Here is a 14591-nt window from a genome sequence, read left to right as displayed (position 1 = left end):
TAAAATTCAATAGTTTGAAATGAAAATATTTTTTCTGGTACGGAGATCCTAACCGATTTTAATGCCAAAAACATACCTTTATGGCGTTTATGATCGAAATTTATACAGACGGAGCAGCCAGTGGAAACCCCGGACCAGGTGGTTATGGCACCATTTTGAGGGCCGGACAACATTATAAGGAACTGAGTGGTGGTTTCAGAATGACCACGAATAACCGTATGGAGTTGCTGGCAGTAATTAAAGGTCTAGAAGCATTGAAAAGCCTCAACCAACAGGTTACTGTATTTTCAGACTCTAAATATGTAGTCGATGCCGTAGAAAAGAAATGGGTATTCGGATGGCAGACCAAAAACTTCAAGGATAAAAAGAACAAAGACCTTTGGATCCGCTTTTTACAGCTCTATAAACTTCATCAGGTAAAGTTTGTTTGGATCAAAGGACATAATGACCATCCCGAGAATGAAAGGTGCGACCGTTTAGCTGTTGCGGCATCGCAAAACAAAGCCGAACAAGCCATAGATACCGCTTTTGAAGCAGAGCGCAAATTGTTGTAAAAGATCAGCAACCTCAGTCATTTTATCGTATAATTCCAAATTGCAAATCAGGCCAGTTATAATTTTGTTGCTATTTTGCATGTGAATAAAACCCCAGGGTTAAACCAACATTATGGAGAGCACAATAGGCTTACTGGAAAAAATCAGACACCACGATAAGGTAGCTGTTGCACTAAATGAAAATTGTAAAATCTCCCTGCCCCAGGAGGTGATGGAAATTTTGTCCAAACCCCACAAGCTTTCCTTCTATTATTTCCAATACATTGACGAAGGAAAATCTACCTTTAAAACGGATTTAACTGAGTTTAGCGCAGGAGATGGCGACCTGGTTTTTGGTTTACCTAATCAGATCTTCACCAAGCTCCCCTACGATAAAAGCAATCAGCAATATGCCTTATCGTTCGATGAACATACCCTATCGCTCTTACCGGGATCTTATCCCTTCCTTGCCAACACCACAAATATCCATTCCATATCATTTGATGAGGCCTCACGACAACGCATAAGAAACCTGTTAAAAGGACTTTTCCAGCTTCTTCACAACCCGGGGAAGCAACAAAAAGTAGAGGTGATACTGGCACATCTTCATACCCTGATGGTTGAATTTAATCATGCCTATTTCGAGCAGAACCCGAAACAGGAAATAGAAACCAACTTTAAACTATCCAAATACCAGGAATTCAGGCTTAGGGTGGAAGATAATCTGAGCAATCATCAGGATATTAAGGCCATCGCAGAACAGCTGTCCCTCCATTCCAGTACGCTATACAGCATTATTAAAGAACATACCGGCCTTTCCCCAAAAGAATGGATCACTAACCGACTGATACTGGAAGCGCAGCGGAAACTGGAGTACTCTAACCCATCGGTTAAAGAACTGGCCTATGAACTTGGCTTTACCGATCCCGGATATTTCTCCCGCGTGTTCAGGCGCAATACAGGCAAAAGCATCACACGCTACCTCGCTGAACGAGATTCGTCCCGCAACTAAAGAGATTTGTCCTCACGCCCCCTTTTTACCAGTCATATCTTTGCTGTATAATTTTTATAGACATGAAAACAGCATTAATAACAGGAGCAAATAAAGGAATAGGCTTCGAAACAGCAAAAATACTGGCAAAAAATGGTTTTTTCGTTTACCTGGGATGCCGCACATTAGAAAACGGACAATCAGCCGAACAACGACTTAAAAGTGCAGGATTTCAAAATATTGAAGCGCTTTTAATTGATGTTACAGATGATCAATCAGTCAAGACAGCCCGTAAAACACTTGGAGACAAGACAGCAACTTTGGATGTGCTTATTAATAACGCCGGTATCTCCGGTCCTTTTGAGCAATCTGCACTAAGCTCGGAAATTTCAGCTTACCAAACAGTGTTCAATACAAATGTTTTTGGCGTAGTCAGGGTAACCGAGGCCTTTATCGACTTGATGCAAAAATCCCCTGAACCGAGAATTGTGAATGTGAGTACAGCCATGGCTTCGCTCACAATGGCTGCAGACATATTTGGAAACAATTTTCCAAAAAGATATGTGATCTACCAATCTTCCAAATCAGCACTCAATATGTACACCATCAATTTAGCTTATGAGCTTCGTGATACCAAATTCAAAGTGAACGCTGTATGTCCGGGATACACCCAAACCGACTTTACCAATCACCAGGGTACCAGCACACCTGAGCAGGCAGGTCAGCGAATCGCCAAATATGCACTTATAGACCAGGATGGGCCAACAGGTAAATATTTTAGCGAAGAGTACTTTCCTGAACCGGCAAACTGCCCCTGGTAAATTGCCGCTATTAATGGCACTTCATATATAAAAACTGTGATTGGAGCATTTGGCTAGGATAAAAGCACCCAAAATCGGGCTTGCAGGCATTACGCTGGCACTTTTATAGGCCTTTTATCCTAGCATGTTCCCATCTGGTTCCTTTCTTGTTCCTTGCAGTATCCCAGCTGTTACCTGCGACGGTGCCGGGAAACTACTGGCAAACCCCTGCTGCTACTGGCAACCAAAGATGATTCAGAGGGAAAAACGCCTGTTATCTGGCTTCAATTTTTATCGTTCCGGTTTTCAGGTTTTTCCCTTTCACATTTAATTCAATTGCTCCAGCCTTTTGATCAGCCTGCAAGGTTACCACCAGTTTACCACTAAACAACTTCATTGTGGGTTTAACAAAAGATTCTAACGATGTGGCATCGCCATTGCAAACCGCTTTAAAATGTCCAGCCCCATTAACTTCGAAATTTAAAGCGTCAGTTGCCGTCGGACACGGATTCCCATTTTGATCGGTAACTGAAACCGTTACGTAACACAGGTCTTTGCCATCTGCATTGATACGCACCCGGTCTGCAGATAATTTAATCTGATAAGGTTTTCCCGCAGTTACAACCTGTTCTTCTTTTACCGCTTTTCCGTTTTCATCCAATGCCACTACCTTTAATGTTCCCGGTTCGTATTTAACGTCCATCCACATCAGGCGGTACCGGTTCTGTGGCGAAGATTTATCTTTTTTTCGGATGCCCATACTTTTACCATTCAGAAAAAGTTCGGCACTGTCATAACTCGTATACACAAATACAGGTGTGGTTTGTCCTTCCCTGCCCTCCCAATTCCAGTGCGGCAAAAGGTGTAATGTAGGTTCTTTTTTGTTCCAGCGGCTTCTGTACAAATAATATCTGTCTTTCGGTAAACCGGCAAGATCAGAAATACCAAAATAAGAACTTCTGGAAGACCAGCTTTCATCATAAGGAGTAGGTTCTCCCAGATAATCAAAGCCTGTCCAAACGAACTCTCCGATTACCCAGGGTTTGTCGTCCTGCATCACAAAATCATCGTCGGGCAGGTTAGACCAGCTGCAATACTCCATATCATAGGAGGAGGACTGCAAATCAGGATACTGTTTATTAAAACCTTTCACAACCGGAAATTTATAAATCCCTCTTGAACTTACCGTTGACGCCGTTTCTGAGCCCAGAATAAATCCCTGAGGAAAAGCTTTATTCGCTTCTTCATATAAGTGTACACGATAGTTTAAACCCGGAATATCCAGTAAAGCACCAAAGCCCGATTGCATGGTCGCCTTCACCTGGTCCATGCCCACCGTTACCGGACGGGTTGGATCTTCGCGGTGGAAAATTTCCTGCAACCATTTAGCCCTTTTTACACCTTCAGCACCAAACTGATCGGGAACTTCGTTACCCGAACTCCACATCACAATACAGGGATGGTTTTTGGTTGCCTTTACCAGGTTTACGATGTCTTTTTCAGCATCGGTGTTGAAATATAAATGGTAGCCGTTTTCTACTTTCGCCTTTGCCCACTCATCAAAACTTTCGGCAAGAAACATAAAACCCATTTCATCACAAAGCTCCAGTTGTTCGGGCGAAGGCATATTGTGAGAGCTTCTGATGGCATCGCAACCCATTTCTTTGAGTATGGTGAGTTGTCTTCTCAATGCAGCAGTATTGATTGCCGTACCTAAAGGTCCGAGGTCGTGATGCAAGCAAACGCCTTTAAACTTTCTTACCTGTCCGTTAATGGTGAAACCTTTGGCCGCACTGTAGTTAATTTCCCGTACGCCGAACTTAGTTTTCACTACATCTTTAAGTTCGTTCCCCTCATAAACGCTCGATACTGCAGTGTATAAATAAGGCGTTTCAGGGCTCCAGAGATTCGGGTTGCTCAACTGAATGTTCTGATCAGCTTCATTTCCGAAAACCGATCTGGCCGTATCGATAGCTACCTGCTTTCCGGTTGCATCCAGTAGCTGCGTAACCAGGTGCAACCTGGCATCCGATAACTTTGTTTTGATGTTTACCTTCGCAAATTCTTTTTTTGCAACTGGTGTAGTGACGGTTATACCCCACTGATCAATACTTTTTTCATCCTTAATAATCAGGTGAACGTTGCGGTACAAACCTGCCCCGGGATACCACCTCGATGATTTAGCCTTGTTTTTTAGCTGTATAGCCAGTTGGTTCCCTTTTGCATTAATCTCTTTCGTAATATCTAAATAGAAATAGTTATAGCCATAATTCCACTCCCCTACCAGTTTTCCGTTCAGGTAAACCCGGGGTTCACTCATGGCGCCATCAATCTGCAATAGTACTTTCTGATTCGGTTTTATCACCGGCATATCCAGTTTCTTTCTGTACCAGCCTTCACCAACATAAGGAAGTGCTCCGGTCCTGCCGGTTTTTTCCGTTGGGTGGGTTTCCCCATTCTGGGTAATGGCCGTAACTTGTTTGTCGATCTCCTTATCAAAGGGGCCGCTAATGGCCCAGTCGTGAGGAACCGTTACATTTTCCCAGCGGCTATCGTTAAAGTCTGATTTAGATGCGCCGGGGAAAGCCCCTTTTGAAAACTTCCAGCCGGTTTCCAGCAAAATTTCTTTCCTTTGGGCAACGGCATTTACATAAGCACTACAGGCAACGACAAGTAAAAGGAACGTTTTTTTAAACTGATACATGAAGATAATTATTTGAGGTAAATGGATTCAACAACAATACTAAGTGGTAACTCACCTGAAGCATAGCCAAAGGTAAGCTCCAGTTTTTCGGCATTGCCTAACTTAAAAGGCGACTGGTTTGCGCCCTGGTAATAAAGCGGCTGAAAACCCGGATAAGGCCTGGGTAACAAAAGCTGATGGTCGGGCTTCAGCTGGTTTAATGGAACTTCTAATGACTGGAACTTATCTGAGGTCTGGATTTCAGCAGAGAAAAATTGCGCATCGCTGTCAATCAAACCAATCTTCACTTTTGTACCATCCGTGTTCGATTTTATTTTAACCACAAGGGTTTTAAAATGATCCAGTTCTGTTGCCCTTCCTGCCGTTTTATCGGCAAAAAAAGTTTGAAAACCCATCAATTGTCCGGCTTTGGGTTTATTCATTGCCAGCCCAAGATTTAATACGGTAGGGTTTTCGTCGGTGCTATAGTCTACCTTATTATTTTGCCAGTCGGCATTGTAAATATTGATTTGCTTCCCGTCATTTGCGGCATTAAAAATTTCCAGGTGTGCAGATGCCGCTGCAACATAAGATTGGTATTCCGGAGACTCCAGGCGGTCCCAGGCAGCTGGGTCACCCTTCACATTTCCTGGAAAACTGAGGTATCCACCACTGGCCTGACGGACGATAATCTGGTATTTAAGCAATCCATTCTTCACCAGCACAGCCGGTACTTCAGCGGAGTAATGGTAAGGTGTTTTGTTCTCCAAAGGAATCTTTTTCCAGCGACCCGCAGCATTTAACTGAACAAAAGCTGAATCACCCTTAGTCAAGCCAGCAATTTCGGCATCAATTACAAAAGCATGCTGTTCGGTCAAAGTACTGAAAGGCTGATGTTTCACCACAATGGTATTTACGGACGACTCAGGCGCCACAAACTCACCCAAACGAATATTTCCATAAACAGTTTGGGAATTTAATTTAGTGTTCAGCCCTCTTCTGGTAAGTAAATAAGTTCCAGGTGTAATGCTAAAATGCCGCCCCTCTGCATCAAACTTCATCGTATTACGGGCATTTAAACCATTGATCATAAACCCATTTCCCAGATCAGGTAAATTGATTTCCATTGGAACCTTAGCCCAGTTGATTAAGGTTACGGCTTTAGCGGGCGAAGCTTTTTCAAAAGGGTCTTTCACCTGAATAGCATCGGGCATCACTTCAAGGCGCCATACCCCATGTTCAATCTGGTCGAGAAAGTAAGCACCCCTCCCCTGGTAATTAACTACCGGCGAGCTTCCTACACCGGCTATATGCTGCAAGGTTTTTAACTGAACCGGAAGCGAAGGTGTGCTATTCGAATAGTATAATGCATTTGGACTATTCATTTCGCTCAATCCTTTTTTATAATCTATTCTAAAGGGCCCAAAGGCATTCGGGTTTTCGGCACCAGCCAGGCGCTGATTTTGGTGAAATACATTTGAGGCAATCAGCATGCTGATTGCTTTAGAAGGCGTATAGGCCAGGTTTAAATAATGGGTTTGATATTCGGTATTGGCATAAGCCGTGGCCATCGGATCGTAGGCAAACTGTGTAGCCCATTGAAAGCCTGCTGTTCTGAAACTTCGCGCTATAGCAGGATACATTACAGGAGCCATTACATCACCGGCATCGAATTCATAAACAACCTTAGCGCGACTGTTGAAAGCCGGAATCGTGTCGAATGGTATTTTATAAGAGGCTACATTGGGCAGATAGTTCCCCTGCAAGGTATGCCCGGCAACCAGCCCGGTTGGATACCATTGAAAACTATGCCCCTGAACGTTAGCCTTCACAATGGCATCAGCATACCATGGCGATTCACTGATATTGTAGAAGATGGGTTTAGTCCAGCCTGAACTTTTTATTGCAGCCACCATACGGTTTACATATTCTGTTGCCAGTGTTTTAGGGCCACTATGCTGAGGTTCATTATTGACCTCAGCGGCCAGAATATCTGTATCCTGCTGATAGGTTAAGCCGGTATAGGGATTTTTATGACTAAAAAACTGTTTGAGGTAATTCTCCTGCGCTTTAAAAGCAGCCTCATCTTTCAGTGCCCTTTGCTTACCATATACATTCGAAAAACTACCGGTAGCTTCATCTTTTTCCGGATAACCATTTCCCCAAAAAGCAATCGGCGTTACCAGTGTTTTGATGCGGCGTTTTTTTAATTCTGCAATCAGAAAATCAAACAGGCGTAAGTGCTCATTATTAAGCAGGTTACCATTTATATCAGTTATTTCCTGATCCCACACATGCACACGGAAAGCATCAAAGCCTAACCTCGAAAAGTGATAAACATCGTCTTGTATAGCCTGTTCTGCCGTTTTTCCGGTCTTCAGTATTGCCCGGTAACCATAAGCAAAAGGTGCGGTATAGTTTGTACCGAAAAATGCGGCTTCCTTATTGTCTTTTTCCCATCTGATTACGCCTTTTGCATCTACATAAATGCCTTGCCTGTTTTGTGCATTAACCGTAAGACACAAGCACGCAAAAAACAAAACCAGGGGAATTTTCTTCAATAAATCCATAAACGAATATAAGAGCCTTTAAGCTAAATCTTTTTTTTTATTCTAGGCGATATTAAGGTAAAAAACCATCCATGGCCACTGTCGGTTTACCCGAATCATCAAAAGCACCAAGCTTGTAACCGCTCCAGCTATTGTATGATTGTGGCTCCCAGTAGAAAACCCCTAAACCTTTATTATTCGGCAATGATTTATTTTTGGCGATCAGATCTTTGATAAACGCTTTGCAGGCCACCGCTTCTGATACCGGCATGCCCAGTTCGCAGATCATTACCTCTGAACCGTAACGGGATACCATATCTGTCATATTGGTTAAACATTGTGTGTTCTTCGCCGACCAGTCTGTAGCCGATGGATACATCGACATGCCAATCACATCCCATTTGGCACCATTATTTTTTAACCCATCGAAAATCCACCTGAATAAACTATTATCATAACCATTGGAAATATGCACCACTACTTTAGTGAAGGGATTTACTGCTTTCACACCATTATAACCTGATAGTACCAAGTCAGCAAAATTCTTCATATTTACCGAAGCCTTTCCTTCATTCCAAAGCATGCCGTTATTGGTTTCATTCCCTACCTGTACCCATTCAGGGACTATTTTATTGTTTTTTAAAACAGTCAATACTTCTACCGTATGGTTATAAACCGAGGTTTTTAATGTGGCAAAATCCTGGTTTGCCCAAGCCGCAGGTTTGTTCTGCTGCGCGGGATCGGCCCATGAATCGCTGTAGTGAAAATCAATTAACAGGCGCATATTGGCAGCCTGTGCCCTTTTAGCTTTCGCCAGTACATCAGCGGTATTGCAATAGCCCGATGCCGGATTTACCCAAACGCGCAAACGAATGGTATTGATCCCTTTATCTTTTAAAATACGGAGTAAGTCCTGCTGCTCTCCTGCAGCATTGTAGAATTTTTTTCCGTTTGCCTCCATTTCTGTTAGCCAGCTCACATCTGCACCCAGTGCATAAGTTCCAGCCGGATCCGGTAAAGGATAAATCTGTGTTTCGCCTTTAACTGATTTCTTACAGGCCGCCCCTGCAATCATAAGTAACAAAACAACTGCGAGCCATTTTGTGCGGTTTAATTTTATGTTCTTTAACATTGTTTCCTTATTTAACCGAATACGTATAATTTCCATCACCGGCACTTAAATCTAAAGTCACCGTGAATACTCCTGTTTTGGCTACTGGTATATTAATACCACCCCAGTTTGGTGCGCCGGCAAAAACCAAAGCACCTGATGCATCAACTTTATAACTGATATCGTAACCACCGTTAGCGGTAAATACAAAAGTTTTACCTGCAGTAAGTGCTACATTTGCAGCCACCCATTTCATGGTAGTTGCATTGTAAACCAATGGCGTTGCAGATGTACTCCAGCCGTTATCATCGCCCGAGATATAAAATTTAACCGGTGTATAGCTAATGGTCATGGCCGTTACATCTGCATTCACCTTCATATAGGCGGGTGCCGGCGTCAGGTATAAATTACCTCCGGTTAAACTCATAGTAGTGGCTGTTCCACCCCAGCCATAAACTTTTGTGGCATCAAGTGAAGATACCAGCTGAAAGGCATCACCTCCGTAACCATCGGCATTGGGTAGGTTCAAATACCCTTCGTATTTATTATTAAACTTAGCTGAAGTAAGTACAAATCCGTTCGATCTGATCGCTGGTGTTTTCCATGAGTTACCGCCTTTAGCGATTAATGCCGGATACTCGATGATTGCTTTATAAGGGTTAACACTTAATGTTAAGGTAGCAAAAACCGGCTTAATGGCAGATGCAACACCAGTATTCTGGTTAACCTCAGCTTTTAACCGGACTGCGAGGGTGCTTGCTGCACCTGTAGGTAACATCAGCTGGTTGGCCAGAAGGGAGTTGAAATCTGCACCAGTGTAAACTTTTGTCAGTGTTCCGGTCGGAAGTTTCACCGATACCGCATTTGCCCAGGCGTTTGCGCCAGTTGTATCTGCAGGCAAGTCAAATTCGAGCGAGTAGGTTGGCACCACGCTTGCCCCAAAATTTGCAGCATTGAAACTAAAGGTCACTACATTGCTGGCATCAGTAGCTGCCGATAAAACTACATTGGTAGCAGAGCTTTTAAAGGACAGCGAACCTGCAGCAGGAGGATTAATTACATTTGTATTGGCCTCTTTTTTACAGGCCTGAAAAAGGCCAATCAAAAGAAAGCTGTATATGATGGTGAGGAATATTTTTTTCATCGTTTTAATTTTATATTCATGAATGATGAAGCTGCCCTGGTCTTCATGTCCTGATGATGTGATCAGGGCAGCTTATCCTGCAAAAGATTAATAACCAGTATTCTGACGTAAGTTTGGATTAGCGGACAAATCTGTTGGTGGCAAGGGAAACAGATTGTATTTACTGTTTACAGCTGTTCCTCCTTTTACACCGCCTTTCCAGGCCCATAAATAAGCCGCTGTAGAAAATTTACCAAAGCGGATTAAATCAGTTCTGCGCGTAGCTTCATACCACAGTTCACGTCCACGCTCATCAAGAATAAAATCTGTTGTTAAGGCTGTTGCGTTGATGTTACCTGCCGTACTGCCATTATAAGCACGGGTACGTAACCTATTTACATAATCCAGGGCGGTGGCTAAACTACCGCCGGCACCTCCACGCAAAACGGCTTCTGCATAAGTGAGATAGGTTTCACCAAGGCGAAACAAAGGAAAATCGATATCAGAGAAATCCTTCGCTACATCCTGATGCGGAGCAGGCCCACCAGAACGGGTTTTGTTTCTAAATTTTGTACTTGAATAACCATCTGCTGATACATATAAATCATTTACCTCCAGGTTTTGTCCCGACATATAAAACTGTGCACGGGCGTCAGTTGCACCGGTTTTATCGGCGAACAGGTTTACAAACTGCTGCGTAATTCTTAACCCACCCCAGTTACCGCTTGAACCGGAAACATCAGCAGGTACACCTGCAGGCCCATGCATCAGATAGGTTGTACCTCCATAGTTCTGTGTGCTGGTACCATCGTAATTAATGGTGAATATATTCTCGTCTGTATTCAGATGATTATCAGCAATGGTTAACTCACGGTAATTGCCATGCAGGGTATAACCTGCAGCCGTAATTTTATTGCAGTAAGTAATTGCATCTGTGTACCTTGCTGTTCCGGTATACACTTCGGCATTTAAATAGATGCGTGAAAGTAAAGCCCAGGATGCCGCGCGGTCGGCCCGGCCATATTCGTTAGCCTTGGGTGCAGCCAAATCATTTTCAATAGCCTTCAGTTCTGATTCAACATAGCTGAACAAATCTTTCCTGGCAATTTGTTTTGGCAAATCCTTGCCTCCAATTTCAGTGGTTTCAGTTACCATAGGCGGGTTACCATAAATGTCCATCAGCACGGCATACTGATATGCCCTGATGAAACGGGCTTCAGCCCTGAAACGGCGCACCTGATCGGCATCAGCACCCACAATCCCTCTTTTACTTAAATTATCATCCGATGACTGATTGATAAAGTCGTTACAAAGCGTAATCTGAAAAAAGGATCGGTAATATAATCCGTTAATGATTGAATTGATTGAACCCCAGGTGAGTTCGTGCAAACCCTGGATACCTGCATCATTCTGCCACGACCAAACGGCCTCATCGGTGGTCAGCTCCTGTAAATTCCAGTATAAACGAAGAAAATCAGAGTTTCCTTCATCTTTAATTATTTCTGCAGGAATATCCGCCTGCCCTACAGAAGCGTTTCCGGTAAGTGCAAAAGCACCATAAACTTTTGCCAAGGCTTGTTTATAACCCGCCGCTGATGTGTAAACCTTATCGGCAGTGAGGTCATTGGTAGGTACCAGATCAAGTTTATTGCACGAGCTGTTTAAAACTGCGGCTGTGCAAAGCAGCATGAATAGTTGTAAAACACGTGGTTTCATATATTTATTGTTAAAGCTGTTCATCATCTTAAAAATTAACATTTAAGCCCAAAGAGAAAGTACGTGGACGTGGATAGATGTTGTTATCTACGCCTGATGCTACCTCAGGATCCAGTCCCTGATATTTGGTAATTACAAATACGTTTTGTACGCTCGCTGTGAGTTGCAGGTTGGCTTTAGTTTTCAAAATCTTGCCGAAAGCATAGCCCAGGTTAACATTATCCATCCTTAAGAATGAGGCATTCTGCACATAGTAATCACTCAGTAACTGCTGTGCTTTAAAGTTTGTAGTCAGGTAATTTGGTGAGGCATTTAGAATAACCGAGGTGCCCAGAATCTGATTCAGGTTACCGCTCTGACTATAATTGTTATTGTAAACATAGTTGCCCAGATTAGCCCTTAGCGTGAATGATAAATTCCATTTTTTATAGCTCAGGTTATTGCTGAAACCCAGAAATAATTTCGGATCGGCCTGTTTGCCTTTCTTGAAATCGTTTTCATTAATCACCCCGTCCCCATTCTGGTCTACATAAACCCCTTCAACCGGGTTTCCGTTCTGATCGTAAACTTGTTCGAACAGGTTAAAGGTACTTTTCGGACCGCCAACAGCATTTATGAAAGCATTTTGTCCGCCTATCCCACCGGCAATGGTTCCGCTTGGAAAACCAGCATAATTTGGATCATTCGGAAGTACCGTGAGGTTCGTGATTGTATTTTTATTATAAGTTGCATTAAAACTAAAATCCCAGTTGAAATCGTTTTCCCTCACCGGATTAAAACCTAAGGTCAGCTCTACCCCTTTGTTCTCCATATCACCAACATTTACAATGGCATTAGCTGCAAAGTTGGTACCTGCTGGCTGTGGGATCAGGTTGAGCAAATCGCTGGTTTTCTTTTTATAGAAGTCCACACTACCAGTAATGCGGTTATCCATCAATCCAAAGTCTAAACCAATATTCAGGGTTGCTGTTTCCTCCCATTTAATATTGGAGATATAGGCACTTGGTCGGTACATCTGATAAAAGGTATTTCCAAACTGATATTGTGCATTTAATGAACTTAAACCATAGGTAGACATATAGCTGTAGTTGCCAATGCCATCCTGCTGCCCGGTAATACCATAACTGGCACGCAATTTCATAGCAGATATGCTTTTAATATCTTTTAAAAAGGATTCGTTCTTTACCGTCCAGGCTAATGCTACCGATGGAAATACGCCATATTTAAAGGCCGGACCAAAACGTGATGAACCATCTCTCCGAATGGTTCCGGTAAGTAAGAAACGTTCGTCATAACTGTAATTCAACCTTCCGAAGTAAGATATTAACCTGTATTGCGGCTTATTGAAAGCAAAGGCCGGATCTGAATTGATCACCTTGTTTCCGTAAGCATCAAAGCTCGGGAAAAAATATTGTGTAGTTAAATAGTCATTATAAGAGTAACCTGCAGTTGCATCTACCCTGCTTTTGATTGATTTAAATTCTTTAACATAATTCAGGTAAAAATCGAGTACGGTATTTCTCCTGTTTTGTTTGTATTGATTACTAACGCCGTTGCTTAAGATAGATTCCGCAGCATTTGGATCTACGTAAACGGTACCCTTCCCTGATGCCACATCGTAAGCAGCATTCAGGTTGGCATGCAACTCAGGAAGGAAATGGAATTTATAATCCAGCTGGATATTTCCAATACTGCGCATCGGCTTTGCCCTGTCTTCACGTTGTTCCAGTAAACCTACGGGATTCCGGCCAACCAGATTCACCAATCCTGTTGGGGTGCTGGGATCGAGCCACTCCCAATAGCCGTTATAATCAGCACGGTTGGTATAAGTGGCCTGTGTGGGATCGAAACTCACTGCTCCGCCAATGGCCGAAGTATTTGCAAAACGTGTCTTTTGCATACTACCCTTCAAATTTACATCCAGCTTCAGGTGATTATCAAAGAACCTGGGATTAAATACAATGGCTGCAGAAGTTTTCTCCAGCTGATCGGTTCTTAACACGCCAGTCTGGTTTTGATAACCAACGGATAAACGATATGGCAGCTTTTTTATCCCCCCGCTGATGCTAATGTTATTATCGGTAGAAAAACCATCCTGATAAATCAGATCCTGCCAGTTGGTATTGAAAGTTCCAACCTGAGCCTTCTGTGCTGCTGTACCTTTTGCATTTACAATCGAACGGATCTCATCGGCGCTTAAAACATCAAGCTGTTTGGTTAAGGTGGAAACCGAGTTCACCGAATTGAAGCTTACTTTCAGTGCATCACCCAGACCTTTTTTGGTTGTGATGATAATTACACCATTGGCAGCTCTGGCACCATAAATTGCAGCTGCCGAAGCATCCTTCAATACAGTAAAAGTTTCAATATCATTTGGATTGATAAAACTTAGGGGATTTGATGCGCCGGATACGCCACCGTTTTCCAGCGGTACGCCGTCGATTACAAATAAAGGATCGTTACTCGCATTTAGCGATGAACCTCCGCGAATACGGATGGTACTACCGCTGCCCGGCTGTCCGCTATTGGATGTAATGGCCACCCCTGAAACTTTACCCGATAACATTTGTTCGGGCGTACTGATGCTTCCCTTCTGGAAATCTTTTACACTTACTACTGCTACAGAACCCGTCAGGTCTTGCTTTCTGGTTGTACCATACCCCACAACAACCACATCATTTAGTGTAGCAGCGTCTTCTGATAAGGTTACTGTAAGTGTTGTGGTGGTTGATACTGCAATTTCCTGTGTTTTAAAACCAATAGAAGAAAATTCCAGTACACCAGCCTTCGCCGGAACCCTGATGGTAAACTTACCGTTGGCATCCGTAGAAGTGGCAATTGTAGTACCCTTCAAACGAACACTCACACCCGGCATTCCCAGATTATCAGGAGCGGTTTTCACAATCCCGCTAATGGTAGCCTGCTGTGCAAATAGATATCCGTGGGTAAAAATCATGAGTAAAAGCATTAAAATCCGCTTGTTACTCCTGAGAAAAGATGTAAAAATGTGCATAGAAAATATGGTTAGAATTAGTAGCTACAAATCAAGTCTAATTCTCCATTTTCCATTTGTGCTATCGTTCTT

At 43.0% G+C, this 14591-nt stretch carries 9 protein-coding genes; 3 read left to right on the top strand and 6 right to left on the bottom strand.

Annotated features, from left to right (window positions below; all coding sequences use genetic code 11):
• Positions 1–89: 89 nt before the first annotated feature.
• The 3 genes from rnhA to R2Q80_RS04225 all read left to right on the top strand — a co-directional run bounded on the left by rnhA (position 90) and on the right by R2Q80_RS04225 (position 2345).
• Entirely contained in the window at positions 90–554 is a 465-nt protein-coding gene (gene rnhA / locus R2Q80_RS04235) for a ribonuclease HI (protein ID WP_047797283.1), read from the top strand.
• A gap of 112 nt (positions 555–666) precedes the next feature.
• Entirely contained in the window at positions 667–1545 is an 879-nt protein-coding gene (locus tag R2Q80_RS04230) for an AraC family transcriptional regulator (protein ID WP_316798390.1), read from the top strand.
• A gap of 62 nt (positions 1546–1607) precedes the next feature.
• Positions 1608–2345 carry an SDR family oxidoreductase gene (locus R2Q80_RS04225; RefSeq protein WP_316798389.1) on the top strand — a complete coding sequence of 246 codons (738 nt, stop codon included), beginning with the start codon at positions 1608–1610 and terminating at the stop codon, positions 2343–2345.
• A gap of 253 nt (positions 2346–2598) precedes the next feature.
• Here R2Q80_RS04225 and R2Q80_RS04220 read toward each other — a convergent pair whose 3' ends face one another.
• The 6 genes from R2Q80_RS04220 to R2Q80_RS04195 all read right to left on the bottom strand — a co-directional run bounded on the left by R2Q80_RS04220 (position 2599) and on the right by R2Q80_RS04195 (position 14519).
• Positions 2599–5028: a DUF4982 domain-containing protein gene (locus R2Q80_RS04220; RefSeq protein ID WP_316798388.1), complete on the bottom strand. Its 2430-nt coding sequence runs from the start codon at positions 5026–5028 to the stop codon at positions 2599–2601.
• A gap of 8 nt (positions 5029–5036) precedes the next feature.
• On the bottom strand, positions 5037–7577 hold the full coding sequence (locus R2Q80_RS04215) for a membrane or secreted protein (RefSeq protein ID WP_316798387.1): 2541 nt from the start codon (positions 7575–7577) through the stop codon (positions 5037–5039).
• Positions 7578–7629: 52 nt separating this feature from the next.
• Positions 7630–8688, bottom strand: coding sequence for an arabinogalactan endo-beta-1,4-galactanase (locus R2Q80_RS04210; protein ID WP_316798386.1), 1059 nt, complete (start codon positions 8686–8688; stop codon positions 7630–7632).
• A 7-nt stretch (positions 8689–8695) separates the two neighbouring features.
• On the bottom strand, positions 8696–9811 hold the full coding sequence (locus tag R2Q80_RS04205) for a SusE domain-containing protein (RefSeq protein ID WP_316798385.1): 1116 nt from the start codon (positions 9809–9811) through the stop codon (positions 8696–8698).
• A gap of 87 nt (positions 9812–9898) precedes the next feature.
• A complete protein-coding gene (locus R2Q80_RS04200) occupies positions 9899–11533 on the bottom strand; it encodes a RagB/SusD family nutrient uptake outer membrane protein (RefSeq protein ID WP_316798384.1) in 1635 nt (544 codons plus the stop codon).
• 1 nt (position 11534) lies between these two features.
• Positions 11535–14519: a TonB-dependent receptor gene (locus tag R2Q80_RS04195; protein ID WP_316798383.1), complete on the bottom strand. Its 2985-nt coding sequence runs from the start codon at positions 14517–14519 to the stop codon at positions 11535–11537.
• Positions 14520–14591 lie beyond the last annotated feature (72 nt).

The organism is Pedobacter frigidisoli (genome assembly GCF_032678525.1).
Classification (GTDB): domain Bacteria; phylum Bacteroidota; class Bacteroidia; order Sphingobacteriales; family Sphingobacteriaceae; genus Pedobacter; species Pedobacter frigidisoli_A.
The sequence above is the reverse complement of the archived record's forward strand: the minus strand, read 5'-3'. Positions and strand labels throughout refer to the sequence as shown.

Coding starts and splice junctions, on each gene's coding strand:
- R2Q80_RS04230 (WP_316798390.1), top strand. CDS start 667: ATGGAGAGCACAATAGGCTTACTGGAAAAAATCAGACACCACGATAAG.
- R2Q80_RS04200 (WP_316798384.1), bottom strand. CDS start 11,533: ATGATGAACAGCTTTAACAATAAATATATGAAACCACGTGTTTTACAA.
- R2Q80_RS04225 (WP_316798389.1), top strand. CDS start 1,608: ATGAAAACAGCATTAATAACAGGAGCAAATAAAGGAATAGGCTTCGAA.
- rnhA (WP_047797283.1), top strand. CDS start 90: ATGATCGAAATTTATACAGACGGAGCAGCCAGTGGAAACCCCGGACCA.
- R2Q80_RS04210 (WP_316798386.1), bottom strand. CDS start 8,688: ATGTTAAAGAACATAAAATTAAACCGCACAAAATGGCTCGCAGTTGTT.
- R2Q80_RS04220 (WP_316798388.1), bottom strand. CDS start 5,028: ATGTATCAGTTTAAAAAAACGTTCCTTTTACTTGTCGTTGCCTGTAGT.
- R2Q80_RS04205 (WP_316798385.1), bottom strand. CDS start 9,811: ATGAAAAAAATATTCCTCACCATCATATACAGCTTTCTTTTGATTGGC.
- R2Q80_RS04215 (WP_316798387.1), bottom strand. CDS start 7,577: ATGGATTTATTGAAGAAAATTCCCCTGGTTTTGTTTTTTGCGTGCTTG.
- R2Q80_RS04195 (WP_316798383.1), bottom strand. CDS start 14,519: ATGCACATTTTTACATCTTTTCTCAGGAGTAACAAGCGGATTTTAATG.